Annotated in this window: 11 protein-coding genes; 7 read left to right on the plus strand and 4 right to left on the minus strand. The window is 67.0% G+C overall.

The window, feature by feature from the left end; all coding sequences use genetic code 11:
• Positions 1-70 precede the first annotated feature (70 nt).
• The 3 genes from EA346_RS10245 to EA346_RS10255 all read right to left on the minus strand — a co-directional run bounded on the left by EA346_RS10245 (position 71) and on the right by EA346_RS10255 (position 5,086).
• Positions 71-2,398 carry a tetratricopeptide repeat protein gene (locus EA346_RS10245; protein ID WP_296758265.1) on the minus strand — a complete coding sequence of 776 codons (2,328 nt, stop codon included), beginning with the start codon at positions 2,396-2,398 and terminating at the stop codon, positions 71-73.
• Positions 2,399-2,421: 23 nt separating this feature from the next.
• Complete coding sequence (locus tag EA346_RS10250) at positions 2,422-3,426, minus strand: HAD family hydrolase (protein ID WP_296758266.1); 1,005 nt, start codon at positions 3,424-3,426, stop codon at positions 2,422-2,424.
• A gap of 88 nt (positions 3,427-3,514) precedes the next feature.
• Positions 3,515-5,086 carry an arylsulfatase gene (locus tag EA346_RS10255; protein WP_296758268.1) on the minus strand — a complete coding sequence of 524 codons (1,572 nt, stop codon included), beginning with the start codon at positions 5,084-5,086 and terminating at the stop codon, positions 3,515-3,517.
• 122 nt (positions 5,087-5,208) lie between these two features.
• Here EA346_RS10255 and EA346_RS10260 point away from each other — a divergent pair, with 122 nt between their 5' ends.
• Positions 5,209-6,108 (plus strand): LysR family transcriptional regulator, encoded by a 900-nt coding sequence (locus EA346_RS10260; RefSeq protein WP_296758269.1) that lies wholly within the window; start codon positions 5,209-5,211, stop codon positions 6,106-6,108.
• Positions 6,101-7,000, plus strand: coding sequence for an AEC family transporter (locus EA346_RS10265; protein ID WP_296758271.1), 900 nt, complete (start codon positions 6,101-6,103; stop codon positions 6,998-7,000). The genes EA346_RS10260 and EA346_RS10265 overlap by 8 nt, the downstream gene beginning before the upstream one ends.
• 37 nt (positions 7,001-7,037) lie before the next feature.
• Here EA346_RS10265 and EA346_RS10270 read toward each other — a convergent pair whose 3' ends face one another.
• Positions 7,038-7,661: a TIGR02281 family clan AA aspartic protease gene (locus EA346_RS10270; RefSeq protein ID WP_296758272.1), complete on the minus strand. Its 624-nt coding sequence runs from the start codon at positions 7,659-7,661 to the stop codon at positions 7,038-7,040.
• A 373-nt stretch (positions 7,662-8,034) separates the two neighbouring features.
• On the opposite strand from EA346_RS10270, the gene glcD reads away from it, so the two are divergent.
• From glcD to EA346_RS10295, 5 genes are all read left to right on the plus strand, one after another.
• A complete protein-coding gene (gene glcD / locus EA346_RS10275; RefSeq protein ID WP_296758274.1) occupies positions 8,035-9,534 on the plus strand; it encodes a glycolate oxidase subunit GlcD in 1,500 nt (499 codons plus the stop codon).
• 8 nt (positions 9,535-9,542) lie between these two features.
• Positions 9,543-10,631, plus strand: coding sequence for a glycolate oxidase subunit GlcE (gene glcE / locus EA346_RS10280; protein WP_296758276.1), 1,089 nt, complete (start codon positions 9,543-9,545; stop codon positions 10,629-10,631).
• Position 10,632: 1 nt separating this feature from the next.
• Positions 10,633-11,886: a glycolate oxidase subunit GlcF gene (glcF, locus tag EA346_RS10285; protein ID WP_296758279.1), complete on the plus strand. Its 1,254-nt coding sequence runs from the start codon at positions 10,633-10,635 to the stop codon at positions 11,884-11,886.
• A 17-nt stretch (positions 11,887-11,903) separates the two neighbouring features.
• The gene (locus tag EA346_RS10290) at positions 11,904-12,311 is read left to right on the plus strand and encodes a heme-binding protein (RefSeq protein ID WP_296758281.1); all 408 of its coding nucleotides are present in this window, start codon (positions 11,904-11,906) and stop codon (positions 12,309-12,311) included.
• Positions 12,312-12,543: 232 nt separating this feature from the next.
• On the plus strand, positions 12,544-14,736 hold the full coding sequence (locus EA346_RS10295) for a malate synthase G (protein ID WP_296758283.1): 2,193 nt from the start codon (positions 12,544-12,546) through the stop codon (positions 14,734-14,736).
• Positions 14,737-14,743: the final 7 nt, after the last annotated feature.

The following is a 14,743-nucleotide window of genomic DNA, read 5'->3' on the forward strand; positions in this document are numbered from 1 at the left end:
CGCTAACCCGACCTACTGAACGTGGCCGTGACTTTCACGTTAACTCTCATGCCCTCGGACGCGCGGCCGCTCAGTCGCCGCCCAGCTGTCCTAGGAGGCGTTCGAGCTGCAAATCCCCGGGCCTGAGCCGATGCAGCTGCCGCGCATGTGTCCGCGCCACATCAAGCTTGCCCAACTCCAGGTTCATGCTCAGCAGCGCACGCAGTACGTCCTGATCCGATTCCCGGATCTCGTGCGCCCGCTCGAGCAGCGCGATCGCCTCGTCTCGGGCACCCTCGCCGTCGAGTGCAATGGCATGGACGTAGTGGAACCGGGTGTCCTGTGGAGCCAGTTCCACAGCCCTGGCCAGCGAGGCCAGTGCGGCCGCCCGGTCGCCCGATCGGATCTGATGCAGCCCCATCGCATGATGCAAAGCGGCACTGTCCGGCAGGACATCGAGGCCGCGCACCAGCACCTCGTGCGCGGCAATCTCGTCCCCCTGCCGGGACAGGAGGTCCGCAAGGTTTCCGTACGCGGGTTCGAAGGAGGGATCCAGCGCGAGGGCTGTGCGGTACTGCTCCTGGGCGAGTTCTGGATCGCCCGCCCCCGCGTACAGGTTTCCGAGATTCAGCCATGCAGAGGGCCGGTCCAGGCTCGCGCGCTGTGCATCGACATACTCGCCCATCGCTGCGATCAGCTGATGGACTTCCGTCGCGTTCAGGGCTCGCGGATCCGCGCTGGCCGCCGCCCGTGCCGCCTCGATCCGCACCGCGAGCACCGGATCGGTCCACCGCTCCTTCAACACCGCCACCTGCTCCGCCAGCGGTGCCGTACCCAGGGGGGCCAGTGCGGCGAGACGCACTGAAGGATCCGGATCGTCCAGGGAGGCCGCGGCGAGCCGCAGGGTTTCCGGCCCGGGGTAGCCGCGCAGGAGCTCCAGCGCCGTTGCCCGGACAATCGCGGGCTGCTCCAGGTCGCCTGCGATCCTGCGCAGCGGATCGCCGGCCTCGATCCTGCCAACGCGTCCCGCAGCAAAGGCACGCGCGAAGTCCTGCAGGCCGAGCGCATCCCGTCCGAGCCAGTGGCGCACGGCGGCAGCACTCCATGTATCCGGTCGATCGCCGTGACACGATGCACAGGCATTGGTCACGCCGAGTTCCGCCGCGAGATCGGGCCGCGGCACACGGAAGCTGTGGTCACGGCGGGGATCGACCACCATGTAGGTGCGCGCCGGCATGTGGCAGTCAAGACAGCCCGGTGCACCCGGACCGGGGTCGTGGTGCGAGTGGCTCGCATCCTGATAATGACCGGGCAGGTGGCACTGGGCGCAGACCGCATCACCTTCGGCGCGCAGTTGCAGGCTGTGGGGTTCGTGACAGTCGGTGCACACGACCCCCGCGGCGTACATGCGGCTCTGCCGGAAGGAGCCGTATTCGAATACTTCGTCAAGGATCTGGCCATCGGGGAAATACAGCGATTCGGTCAGCAGCGCGGGCAGATAGGAATCCAGCAGCGGCGCACCGTGCCGGTACTCTGCGGCGATCGGCGCGCGGCGCGCATGGCAGCGGGCGCACGCCTCGACCTGCATCGCTCCGTTGTCACCCCCGACGATCGACATCGTGGTCGCACCCTCGCGCAGGATGCGCTCACGCCCGGGCTGCGCGAACGACAGCGGAAAACCGTGCCCCTCCGCCAGGCGTTCCTCTCGAGCCCGTGACACATGGTTGGAACCCGGACCGTGACAGGCCTCGCAGGCCACGTTCACGTCGGTCCAGGTCGAGGCAAAGGTGCCGGACTCCGGGTCGTAGTTCTTTTCGTACCCGGTCGAGTGGCAGTCCGCGCACATGTAGTTCCAGTTCTGCGCGGGCATGGTCCAGTGCAGTTCATCGCCCGCCGGGATGATCTCGTCGCCGTAGACGTGAAACCAGCGCTGGCCACCCTCCTCCGGCGTGCGCGTATCCCAGGCAACACCCAGCGCCTGGAGTCGGCCGTCGGGAAACTCGATCAGGTACTGCTGGAGCGGATCCCATCCAAAGGTCCACTTCAGTTCGTACTCCGCCAGCTCGCCATCGGGGCCATCGGTGACGGCGAAGAAGCGTCCGTCGCGGCGGAAGAACCGGGACTCGACACCGCCGTGCTCGAAGACCGTGTCGTCGAAGTCACCGAGCACGGTCGTGTCGTCGGCCCTCGCCATCGCGAGGTCGTGGTGGGAGCCAGTCCAGGCGGCGGTCTCTGCGGCGTGGCATTCGGCGCAGACGACCATGCCCACGTAGGACGGCTCCGCCGGCTCGTCCATGACCCAGCCGGTGGGTGACAGCTGGCTGGTCTCCGGGGCGTCGCCCTGACCGCAACCGGCCAGGATCAAAGCCGAAAGCGCAAGCGCATGCAGCGACAGTGAAAAATGCAAAGCGCGTGACATGAGGGTGACGCCGACCGGCTCGGTTATTCGGAAGACTCGAAACCGTAGACTCTTCCCCAATCGTCCTTCATGTCAACCACGACCCAGCCACGCTCCACGGCCTCGTCCAGCGCCTGGTCCAGCCGGCCGATATGGGAATCGCGGTCATAGGCCCACTCGCGCTCAGCATCCGTGTGCCGGATGATCACACCGAGGCGGCGGCCCTCCCCGGCCGTCGTCCACTGCAGCATCTGCAGGTCGCCATCGGAGTTGCCGAAGGCGGCGATGGGGCGCCGGCCAATGTGCTGGTGGATGCCGACGGGCTTGCCTTCCTTGTCGTCGATGAAGTTGATTTCCGGCAACCGCACCAGCACGGGCTCGCCGTCGCGCAGTTCGAAGCGCGTCTTGATGCTGCTGCCGATCACCTGCTCCGGTGGTATGCCATAGACCCGCTGCACCCAGGGACGCATGAACTCAATCCCGCCGCCCGAGACGATGTAGGTCTTGAACCCATTGGCGCGCAGGTACTCGAGCAGTTCCAGCATCGGCTGGTAGACCATCTCGGTATAGAGCCGGTTGCTCGTGGGATGTCGGGCCGTGCCGATCCAGTCCTCGACGATCGAGCTGAACTCGTCCGTGGTCATCCCGGCATGCGTGGCCATCACGAGTTCCAGCAGCCCTTTCTCCCCCGATTCGGCAAGCGCACGCAGGTCACCTTCCAGCACCGCCTGGAACGGCTGCCGATCTCGCCACTCGGGGTGCTCGGGAGCCAGCGCCTTGACCCGATCGATCGCGAACAGAAGCTGGAAATAGGCCGGCTGTTCCGACCACAGCGTGCCGTCGTTGTCGAACACGGCGATACGCGCATCGGCCGGAACAAAATCCGGCGAACCCGGGTCGGTCACGGCCCCGACGAACGAGACGATCTGGTTACGGCTCTCCGATTCGTTCCAGGACGGCAGGGGTTCGGCCCTGGCCGCAGCCAAGGCCAGGAACAGCAACATCCCGGTGGAAAGTCGAAGAACGGCCGTTGCGGTCGTAAAGCCCATTGGAATGCCTCCGCAAAGTAACGAGGGGCGCCGGGGATACCCCGCCGCCCCTTCGGTGCACGTCATGCGCACCTGCTCGATATCGTGGTCAGAGACCGCCCTTGGTCATGCTCTTGATCTGGCGTTCGAGCGTTTCCAGGCTCCAGTCGCCGGGAAGCTGGCTCGGCGGATAGTCCTGGAGCGTCATCAGGAACCGGCTGGCAACGACCTGCATGGGACCCAGCGCGAAGGCGCGGTCGATATACCAGTCCTCGTAGGTGTTGGAGCCCGTCTTGGCCTTTTCAAACGGGTCGCGGCGAAGGTTGTACAGGTCGGGCGCACGCAGCTGGACGAAGGGTTCCTTCCAGATCTGCAGGCGATCGGCACGGTTCTCGGCATAGACGGCTTTCCAGTCGCCGACCCGGATCGCGACGATGTGGCCGGCATCATCGGTGTAGATGAACTGTTTGCGTGGCGACTCGTCGGTTTTGCCGGCCAGGTAGTCGAGGAGGTTTACGCCGTCGATGTAGTTTCTGTACGTGCGTCCGTTGAGTTCCACACCTTCGCGAAGCTGCTCGACGATGTTGTCGTTGCCTGCCACCGCGGCGAAGGTGGGGAGCCAGTCTTCGTGCGACACGATCCCGTTGAGGGTCTTGTTGGCAGGCCACTGGCCCGGCCAGCGGACGAAGGTCGGCACGCGGAATGCGCCTTCCCAGTTGGAGTTCTTTTCGCCGTGGAACGGGGTAGTGCCCGCATCGGGCCAGGTGTTGAAGTGGACACCGTTATCGGTGGAATACATCACGATGGTGTTGTCGGCGATGCCGAGTTCGTCGATCAGCGCGAGCAGTTCGCCGACATGCATGTCGTGCTCGACCATGCCGTCGTGGTATTCGTCGCCGCTTGGGCCGCTGATGCCGATGTGTTCTTCCTTGATGTGGGTGCGGAAGTGCATGCGGGTGGCATTCCACCAGGCGAAGAACGGCTCGCCGGCCTCGTGCTGGCGCTGGATGAAGTCCTTCGCGGCGGCGAGCGTCTCCTCGTCGATGGTTTCCATGCGCTTGCGGGTCAGCGGGCCGGTGTCCTCGATGGTGCCATCCGCGTTGGCTTTGATCACGCCGCGGGGGCCGAAGGTCTCGAGAAAGGTCTTGCCGTTCGCGAGCACGAGATCGGCGGGATAGTCGCGGTTCTCCGGTTCCTCTTCGGCGTTCAGGTGGTAGAGGTTTCCGAAGAACTCGTCGAAACCATGCTGGGTCGGCAGGTGTTCGTCGCGGTCGCCCTGGTGGTTCTTGCCGAACTGGCCGGTGGCGTAGCCGAGGCTCTTGAGCACGGTGGCGATGGTGACGTCGGTTTCCTGCCACCCCTGCTCGGCGTGGGGCATGCCGACTTTCGTCATCCCGGTGCGGACGGGGACGCTGCCGTTGAGGAAGGCGGCGCGGCCTGCCGTGCAGGACTGCTGGCCGTAGTAGTCGGTGAAGCCGATGCCTTCGCGGGCGATGCGGTCGATGTTCGGGGTCTCATAGCCCATCATGCCGCGGTTGTTGTGGCTGATGTTCCAGATGCCGATGTCGTCGCCCCAGATCACCAGGATGTTCGGCTTGGCATCCTCGGCGAGCGCCGGCGCCGCCGTTGCCAGCAGCATGATGCCCACGCACATGCGCAGAACGGTGAATATCGAATTCATGAACTGGATTCCTCTCGGTCTTGACGCCTGCGATCAGGTGCGCGAGCTGTACGGCTTAACCTAGTGCTCGGGTAGGTGATTTGTCCAATGCATTTTGGGGAAGCTTCCTATAATCTGAGCGCATGAAGATTCAGTTGCGCCACGTCCAGCATGCGGTCGCGCTGGCCGACGAAGGCAGTTACACGGCCGCTGCCAGACGCCTCAACCTGAGTCAGCCCGCCCTGTCGCGCAGCATTCAGGTCCTTGAAGATCTGCTTGGCGCGGCGCTCTTCGACCGCACCTCCGGCGGCATCGTGCCGACCACGATCGGATCCATCGTGATCCAACGCGGCCGGGTGCTGCTCCAGGACGCCACGAGCGTGGAGCGCGAGGTCCGCCTCGCCCTCGGACTCGAGACGGGATCGCTGACCATCGGTGCCGGCCCCTACCCCGCGAATATCTCGGTGGGAACCGCCTGCGGCCTGCTGCTGCGGGACCACCCCCGGCTGAGGGTGGATGTCCGGGTTGCTGACTGGCAATCCCTGCTGCAGGACGTGCTCGACGGCGCGCTCGACGTCGCCGTTATCGAGATCAGCACCTCGGCAACCGACACCCGCCTCGACGTCGAAGCGCTCCCGCGGCACCAGGGGTATTTCATCTGCAACCCGCAGCACCCACTGGTGCGCAAAACCGCGCTGACGCTGGACCAGGTGCGTGCGTTCCCGATCGTCAGTTCAACCCTCCCGGAACGTATCGGCGCCATCGAAGCGATGATTCGCGTGGACACCTTTCGCCTCCTGCGGGACATCGTCATCCACAGCGATGCGATCGGCCTCGCAACGGCGAGCCAGGTTCAGGCCGATGAGAACGCAGGACTCATCACTCGCCTGCCGCTCGAACTGCCCTGGATGCATAGTCAGTACGGCTTTGTGCGACTCAGGAATCGCACCCCCTCGCCGGCCGCCCTCGCGTTCATGGACAAGCTTTGTGAAGTCGAGGCCGCCCTGTCCAGAAACGCGCCCGAACGCGCGCGCGATGGCTGAGACGGTCGCCATTCTGCTGCCGATCGTCGCGCTGATCGGCCTTGGCCACCTGTTGCGGCGGAGCGGAATCTTCGGCCCCGATCTCTGGAGCGGCATCGAGCGGCTGGTCTACTACCTGCTGTTCCCCGCCCTGCTGTTCGCAACGCTTGCCAGCCGTCCGATCGATCTGGGCGCGGGCGGCCTCATGATCCTGGTCGGCTTCGGCTTCATGCTCGGTGGCATGTTGCTGGGCCTGGCGGTCCGACCTCTGCTCTCACCCTCGCCACACGCCTTCGCATCCATTTTCCAGTGCGGGTTCCGGTTCAACACCTACATCGGCCTTGCGCTGCTCGGTGGGATCCATGGGGCCGACGGCATCGCGGCCTTCGCGCTGTTGGCCGGTTTCGTGATCCCGCTGGCGAACGTCGCCTCGGTCTGGGCCCTGGCCCGGCACACCCGGCACGCAATCCTGCCCCAGCTTGCGCGCAACCCCTTCATTCTTGCGACCTTCGGCGGCCTTGGCTGGTCGGCACTGGGACTCCCCCTACCCGATATCGCACTGTCGACGCTGCTTTTCCTGGGCGAACCGGCCCTGCCGCTGGGTCTGCTGGCGACCGGTGCGGCACTGACCTTCACCCTCGAAGGTCGCCAGCAGACCCTGGTCGCGTATTTCGTGGCGGTGAAGCTGCTGGCGGTACCGGCCCTGGCCCTCGGCCTGGCTCTGGCCATGGGGCTCACCGGCGCATACCTGGCGGCGGCCGTGCTGCTGGCGGCACTGCCGCCGGCCTCCTCCGCCTATATCCTGGCCACGCGGATGGGTGGCGATGGTCCGCTGGTTGCGGCGACCGTGGGAGCCGCCACGGTGATGGCGGCGGTCACCTTGCCGGTATGGCTATACGTGCTCGGGCTCTGAACGGGTTCTGCACCGGGCAATCCCCCGGCGAGGGCGATCAACGCGCCTGCAAGATCAGAACCGGCCCCTCATTGCGGATGTTCAGGCGGCTGAGGAGGCTCATGCCCAACAGGCTCACGGACGGGCGATCTCCGGGAAGAACGACAGCCTCGACCCGTTGCTCGCGCAGTCCCCCGATCTGCACCTCGTCGAGCATGATCCGCCGGCCCACGACCCGGCCCGAGGCGGTCTCGACGGGAACCTCCGCGCCAACCGACACCGGAAGACGCAGACGGCCCGCCTCGTCCTCGCTGAGGGTGATCATCGTGGCGCCCGTGTCGACGACGAAGGACACCGACTGCCCGTTGATCTGGCCCCTGACGAAGTAGCCGCCCTGGTGATCGGGCTGGATGCGCAGTTCGGGCTGGGCCCGGGTCTGATAGACGCCGCCGAAGCGCCCGCGCTCCAGCGTCAGTTCCTGACGCTGCCCCTGGTATTCCACCAGGGCCGACTGACTCGTCGCTCGAAGCAGGCGCAGGCCTTGAGGCCCGCTCTCGCCGTCGCGGAGCAGAAAGCGTTCGCCATCCATCGAAAACAGGGCCTTGCCATTGAACAGACCTTGAACCCGAACGTCGGCCCCAGCCGAACCGGATAGCAGCAGCAGAAACAGAAACCAGATCATTCCCCGGTTCCAGCAGATCAAAGCCTTCATCGACTCGCCCCCTGTGTGCGTTCGCCGCCCCATGAATCCACAAACGGGCGACCGGCGCAAGCGTCCATCGTTGGAACGAAGGCCGACGAGACGGACCGCCCGGTTGCGCCGGGATCCCGAACAGGAAGGGCAGCCCTCCGGACCCGCTACACCGGCCTGCCGCCCGCTGCCCCGGGACAGCGCCAACCCGTCGCGCCTTGCAGCGGCCAGCGAGACCCCGATCCGTTTCCCGGCCGGAAATGCGGGGAACGGGACGGCCGGGTACACCAGAGGGTAGAGTAAGGTTTGTGTCAGAAAGCCATCACGGGCCGAGGCTCCACGCCCCGGGAAACAAGGGACTCCGATGAACATCCTCTTCGATGAACGTCTCGACGGCGCGCTGCCCACGGTAGACGCGGAAGCGACGCTGCAGCGCCTGCGCGAGGCGCTTCCAGGCATGACCCTGCTGCACAGCGAGGAGGATCGCCGCCCGTTCGAATGCGACGGCTTGTCCGCGTACCGGGTCATGCCGATGCTGGTCGCGCTGCCGGAGACTCTCGAACAGGTGACCACCCTGCTGCGGACCTGCCACGCGTTGCAGGTGCCGGTGGTCACCCGCGGCGCGGGAACCGGGCTCTCTGGCGGCGCCCTGCCGCTGGAAAAGGGCGTGCTTCTGGTGATGTCGCGGTTCAACCGCATCCTGGAACTGGATCCCGACGCCCGCATCGCCCGGGTGCAGCCCGGCGTCCGCAACCTCGCCATCTCCGAGGCCGCCGCGCCGCACGGACTCTATTACGCGCCCGACCCCTCCTCCCAGATCGCCTGCTCCATCGGGGGCAACGTGGCCGAAAACGCCGGCGGCGTGCACTGCCTGAAGTACGGCCTGACGGTACACAACGTGCTCGCGCTGGAGGTGATCACCATGGAGGGCGAGCCGATGACCATCGGCTCGGAGGCGCTGGACGCCCCCGGCTTCGACCTGCTGGCGCTGTTCCACGGCTCCGAAGGCATGCTGGGCATCATCACCGAGGTCACGGTGAAACTCCTGCCCCGCCCCCAGAGCGCGAAGGTCATCATGGCGAGTTTCGATGACCTCGGAAAGGCCGGGCGGGCGGTCGGCGACATCATCGCCGCCGGCATCGTGCCGGGCGGCCTGGAGATGATGGACAACCTGGCGATACGGGCCGCCGAGGACTTCATCCACGCGGGATACCCGGTGGAGGCCGAGGCCATCCTGCTGTGCGAACTCGACGGGGTCGAAGCCGACGTGGCGGACGACTGCCAGCGTGTGCGCGAAGTGCTGGCCCAGGCCGGCGCGACCGGAATCATCCTGGCCCGCGACGACGCCGAGCGGGCGCGCTTCTGGGCCGGGCGCAAGAACGCCTTCCCTGCCGTCGGCCGCCTGTCGCCCGACTATTACTGCATGGACGGCACCATCCCCCGGCGCGAACTGCCGCGGGTACTGAAGGGCATCGCCGAACTGTCGGATGAATCCGGCCTGCGCGTCGCCAACGTCTTCCACGCCGGCGACGGCAACCTGCATCCGTTGATCCTGTTCGATGCGAACCGGTCCGGGGAACTGGCGCTGGCCGAGAGCGTCGGCGGACGCATCCTGGAACTTTGCGTGGAGGTCGGGGGCACCATCACCGGCGAGCATGGCGTGGGCCGCGAGAAGATCAACCAGATGTGCGCCCAGTTCGAGGACGCCGAAATCACGGTCTTCCACGCGGTGAAGGCGGCCTTCGACCCGGAGGGCCTCCTGAATCCCGGCAAGAACATCCCGACCCTGGCCCGCTGCGCCGAATACGGAGCCATGCACGTACACGACAATCAATTGCCCCATCCCGAACTGCCCCGATTTTGAGCGGAATCATGGATCCAGACGCTACATCCGGGCCGGACACCGGGGATCAGGACTCCGCCGCGCAACTCTGTGCGCGGGTCGCCGAGGCCAACAGCGCCGGGACGCCACTGCGCATTGCCGGCGGCGGCACCAAGGCCTTCTACGGACGTACCGTCGACGCGCCGGCGCTCGAGCTGACCGGCCACCGGGGCATCACCCACTACGACCCGGTGGAACTGGTGGTATCGGTGCGCGCAGGCACCCCGTTGACCGAACTGGAACGGACGCTGGCGGCGTCGGGTCAGCAGCTGCCGTTCGAGCCACCCCACTTCGGATCTGCCGCGACCGTCGGTGGAATGGTGTCGACGGGGCTCTCGGGCCCGCGCCGCCCCTGGAGCGGCGCGGTGCGCGACTTCGTGCTGGGCACACGGCTGATCAGCCATGACGGCCAGCACCTGCGCTTCGGCGGCGAGGTGATGAAGAACGTCGCGGGCTACGATCTCTCGCGCCTCGTCACCGGCGCGCAGGGCACCCTCGGTGTGATCACCGAGGTCTCGCTGAAGGTGCTGCCGCTTCCTGGAGCCGCACACAGCCTGCGGCTGCAGCTGCCGCTGGAGGCAGCGATGGCCAAGCTGGCCAAGTGGGGCCGCCAGCCGGTCCCGCTGACCGCCGCCGCCTGGCATGACGGCGCCCTGCACCTGCGCCTGGAGGGTGGCGCCCGCTCGGTCGACGCGAACCGGGCGCGCCTGGGTGGCGAGACGCTGGACCCGGACTTCTGGCGCCAGCTTCGGGAACACGAACTCCCCTTCTTCGACCCTGCCGACCCGCGCCCGCTCTGGCGCCTTTCGGTCCCGCACACGACCCCCCCTGTTGACCTCGACGGTGACTGGCTGCTCGACTGGGCCGGGGCGCAGCGCTGGCTGCGCAGCGAGCTGCCGGCCTCCGCCATTCGCGAGGCGGCGACCCGCGCCGGCGGCCACGCGACCTGCTACACGCCCTCTGCCGCCGAGCCGTTCACCCCACTCGGGCCGGTGCTCGCAAAGTACCATCGACAGGTCAAGGCGCGGCTGGACCCGAAGGGCATCTTCAACCCCGGCCGCCTGTACAGGGACCTCTGACATGCAGACCCAATTCAGCCCCAAGGCGCTGGAGCAGCCGCACATCCGCGAAGCCGACCGGATCCTGCGCAGCTGCGTACACTGCGGCTTCTGCAACGCGACCTGCCCCACCTACCAGTTGCTGGGCGACGAGCGCGACGGTCCGCGCGGACGCATCTACCTGATGAAAGCGCTGCTGGAAAACCCGGACGCGCCCGACGTTGCGACCGCCGAGACCCGGCTGCACCTGGACCGCTGCCTGACCTGCCGCAACTGTGAGACCACCTGCCCGTCCGGGGTCGAGTACGGCAAGCTCGTCGACATCGGGCGTGCGGAGATCGAGACACGCGTTCCCCGTGGCCTGCCCGAGCGGCTGTTCCGCGGCCTGCTGCGCCGGACCATGGCCCGGCCGCATCTCGCCTCGGTTCTGTTCAGCATGGGACGCGCGGTGCGCCCCCTGATGCCCACCGCCCTGCGCGAGAAAATCCCGCCCCGCCCGGCCGTTGCCGGTGCTCGGCCCGATACCGGCAGGCACTCCCGGCGCATGCTGATCCTCGAAGGCTGCGTCCAGCCGGGCCTGTCGCCGAATACCAACGCCGCGGCCGCCCGCGTGCTGGACCGCGTGGGCATCAGCCTGGTACCTGCTCCCAACGCCGGCTGCTGCGGCGCCCTGGACTACCACCTGAACGCGCAGCAGGACGGCCTGGACCGGGCGCGTGCAAACATCGACGCCTGGTGGCCGGCGATCGAGGCCGGCGCCGAGGCCATCGTGCAGACGGCCAGCGGCTGCGGCGTGTTCGTGAAGGACTACGGCCACCTGCTCGCCGAGGACCCCGCCTATTCCGAGCGGGCCGCAGTGGTCAGCCGAATGACCCGGGATCTGGTCGAGGTGCTTCACGATGAACCCCTGGAACAACTGAAGGTTCGCGGCAACCGGCAACTGGCCTTTCACAGCCCCTGTACGCTGCAGCACGGGCAGCGCCTGGGCGGCGCGGTCGAAGCGGTCCTGAGCCGGCTGGATTTCCGCCTGACTGAGGTCGCCGACAGCCACCTCTGCTGCGGTTCTGCCGGAACCTACTCCATCACCCAACCGGAACTCTCACACCAGCTCCGCGACCAGAAACTCAGGTCGCTGGAGGCCGGCGGTCCGGACGTCATCGTCACCGCGAACATCGGTTGCCAGACCCACCTTGCCGGGGCCGGTCGCACACCGGTGCGGCACTGGATCGAGATCGTCGACGAGGCCATGGCGCCCGCGACCCCATCTTCCACGTAGACTGAGGAGCCGTTTCCATGCAGCAGAAGGCCGTTCTCTCCCTCGAGCAGGTCAACCACATCCTCGATGCCGCCCAACGGGAGGCCGAGGCCAACGGCTGGCTGGTCACCATCGCGGTCACAGACGACGGAGGGCACCCGCTCGCCCTGCGACGCATGGACGGCTGCGCGCCCATGGCAGCCTACGTTGCCCCGGAAAAAGCCCGCAGCGCCGCGCTGGGCCGACGCGAGACCCAGGCCTTCGAGGACATGATCAACGGGGGCCGCACCGCCTTCCTGTCCGCACCGGTATTGCAGGGCCTGCTCACCGGTGGCATTCCCGTTCTTCACGAGGGCCAGGTGATCGCCGCAGTCGGCGTCTCCGGCGTCAAGCCCGAACAGGACGCACAGGTCGCCCGGGCCGGCATTGCAGCGCTGGGCGACTGAGGACTCGGATACCGCCCTTCAGAGCATCACGCCTGGGCGTTGTGGAGTGCGGGAGCTTGCTCCCGCTTTGGCGGCCCGAGCCAGGTCTGATGCCGGACAGCGGGAGCAAGCTCCCGCACTCCACATGGGGACCCGCACCGACTGGACCGGGGGTAGGGCAGACGTGGCATCATGAAGGCACACTGGACAACCACGATCGGCAGGCGCCGACCCATAAGGAAAAAGAGCCGACATGACTGATTATGTGACCCACGGACGGCTGCAAGTGGCCGCCGAACTGCACCGCTTCGTTGTCGACGAGGCCCTGGCGGGAATCGACCTCGATCCGCAGGACTTCTGGGCGGGCGTCGAGGCAATGCTCCATGACCTGGCGCCCCGCAACCGGGCGCTGCTGGAGAAGCGCGACGCGCTGCAGGAGAAGCTCGACGACTGGCATCGAACGCACCCGGGGCCGATCCACGACATGTCCGCATACCGCGACTTCCTGCACAGTGCCGGCTACCTGGTCGAGCCGCCCGAGACGGTCAAGGTCAATACCGCCAATGTCGACCCGGAGGTCGCGCTGCAGGCGGGTCCGCAGCTGGTCGTGCCGGTCAGCAACGCGCGTTACGCGCTGAATGCCGCCAACGCCCGCTGGGGCAGCCTTTACGACGCGCTCTACGGCACCGATGCGATCCCGGACGAGGACGGTGCCGAACGCGGCGACGCCTACAACCCGGTGCGCGGCGAGAAGGTCATCGCCTACGCACGCAGCGTGCTGGACCAGGCCGCGCCTCTGGCCTCCGGCTCCCACGCCGACGCCACCGAGTACCGACTCGAGGACGGCGACCTGCTCGTGACCCTGGACAACGGGGACGAGACCGGCCTCCAGCAACGGGATCAGTTGGCAGGGTACCTGGGCGACCCCAGCCACCCCACCGCGATCCTGCTGGTGAATCACGGCCTGCACCTGGAGATCCAGTTCGACCCGCAGCACCCGATCGGCAAGACCGACGCGGCCGGGGTGAAGGACGTCCTCGTTGAGGCGGCGATCACCACCATCATGGACTGCGAGGACTCGGTCGCCGCCGTCGATGCCGAGGACAAGGTCGGCATCTACCGCAACTGGCTCGGCCTGATGAAGGGCACGCTCGAGACCTCGTTCCGCAAGGGCGACAAGGTCGTCACGCGAAAGCTGAACCCCGACCGCGAGTACACCACGCCCGAGGGCAGGACCCTGACCCTGCCCGGCCGCTCGCTGATGTTCGTGCGCAACGTGGGGCACCTGATGACCACGCCGGCCATCCTCGACGCCGACGGCAGGGAGACCCCCGAAGGCATTCTCGACGGCCTCATGACCAGCCTCCTGGCCATGCACGACCTGCGGCACGACGATCGGGGCAATTCGCGAACCGGCTCGGTCTACATCGTCAAGCCCAAGATGCACGGTCCCGAGGAGGTCGCTTTCGCCAGCGAACTTTTCTCGCGGATCGAGGACCTGCTGCGACTGCCGCGGAACACCCTCAAGATGGGGATCATGGACGAGGAGCGCCGCACCTCGGTCAACCTGAGAGCCTGCATCGGAGAGGCGGCCGCCCGGGTGGTGTTCATCAACACCGGATTCCTCGACCGCACCGGTGACGAGATGCACACGGCGATGGAGGCCGGCCCGATGCTGCGCAAGGGCGACATGAAGGGCAGCAAGTGGATCGCGGCCTACGAACGCAACAACGTGGTGGCGGGCCTGGCCTGCGGCCTGCGCGGGCGCGCCCAGATCGGCAAGGGCATGTGGGCGATGCCGGACCGGATGGCCGCGATGCTGGAACAGAAGATCGCTCACCCGAAGGCGGGGGCGAACACCGCCTGGGTGCCCTCGCCCACCGCCGCGGTGCTGCACGCCCTGCACTACCACCAGGTCAACGTCGCCGAGCTGCAGGAAGACATGGAGGCGGGTCTGAAACCCGAAATGGAGGGGCAGCTCCTGGACGACCTGCTCGAGGTGCCGGTGGTCGAAAACCCCGAATGGTCGGATGAGGAGAAGCAGCAGGAACTGGACAACAACTGCCAGGGCATCCTCGGCTACGTGGTGCGCTGGGTACAGCAGGGCATCGGCTGCTCCAAGGTCCCGGACATCCACGACGTCGGCCTGATGGAGGATCGTGCGACCCTGCGCATCTCCAGCCAGCACATCGCCAACTGGCTGCACCATGGCGTCGTCGACGCAGATCGCGTACGCGCGACCCTGCAACGCATGGCCGCGGTGGTCGACGAGCAGAATGCCGGTGACCCGATGTACCAGCCGATGGCCGCCGATTTCGAGGGTTCCATCGCCTTCCGCGCCGCCTCCGACCTGATCTTCAAGGGCCGCGAGCAGCCCTCGGGCTACACTGAGCCCCTGCTGCACCATTGGCGCGCAGTGCAGAAGAAGGAACTCCTGTCCGGCTGATCGAGGG

Source organism: Thioalkalivibrio sp., assembly GCF_007692535.1.
GTDB lineage: Bacteria > Pseudomonadota > Gammaproteobacteria > Ectothiorhodospirales > Ectothiorhodospiraceae > Thioalkalivibrio.

Bases quoted from the DNA above. Each gene is read 5' to 3' on its own strand.
- EA346_RS10265 (WP_296758271.1), top strand. From the start codon at position 6,101: ATGGCTGAGACGGTCGCCATTCTGCTGCCGATCGTCGCGCTGATCGGC.
- EA346_RS10255 (WP_296758268.1), bottom strand. From the start codon at position 5,086: ATGAATTCGATATTCACCGTTCTGCGCATGTGCGTGGGCATCATGCTG.
- glcD (WP_296758274.1), top strand. From the start codon at position 8,035: ATGAACATCCTCTTCGATGAACGTCTCGACGGCGCGCTGCCCACGGTA.
- EA346_RS10245 (WP_296758265.1), bottom strand. From the start codon at position 2,398: ATGTCACGCGCTTTGCATTTTTCACTGTCGCTGCATGCGCTTGCGCTT.
- glcE (WP_296758276.1), top strand. From the start codon at position 9,543: ATGGATCCAGACGCTACATCCGGGCCGGACACCGGGGATCAGGACTCC.
- glcF (WP_296758279.1), top strand. From the start codon at position 10,633: ATGCAGACCCAATTCAGCCCCAAGGCGCTGGAGCAGCCGCACATCCGC.
- EA346_RS10260 (WP_296758269.1), top strand. From the start codon at position 5,209: ATGAAGATTCAGTTGCGCCACGTCCAGCATGCGGTCGCGCTGGCCGAC.
- EA346_RS10295 (WP_296758283.1), top strand. From the start codon at position 12,544: ATGACTGATTATGTGACCCACGGACGGCTGCAAGTGGCCGCCGAACTG.
- EA346_RS10270 (WP_296758272.1), bottom strand. From the start codon at position 7,661: ATGATCTGGTTTCTGTTTCTGCTGCTGCTATCCGGTTCGGCTGGGGCC.
- EA346_RS10290 (WP_296758281.1), top strand. From the start codon at position 11,904: ATGCAGCAGAAGGCCGTTCTCTCCCTCGAGCAGGTCAACCACATCCTC.
- EA346_RS10250 (WP_296758266.1), bottom strand. From the start codon at position 3,426: ATGGGCTTTACGACCGCAACGGCCGTTCTTCGACTTTCCACCGGGATG.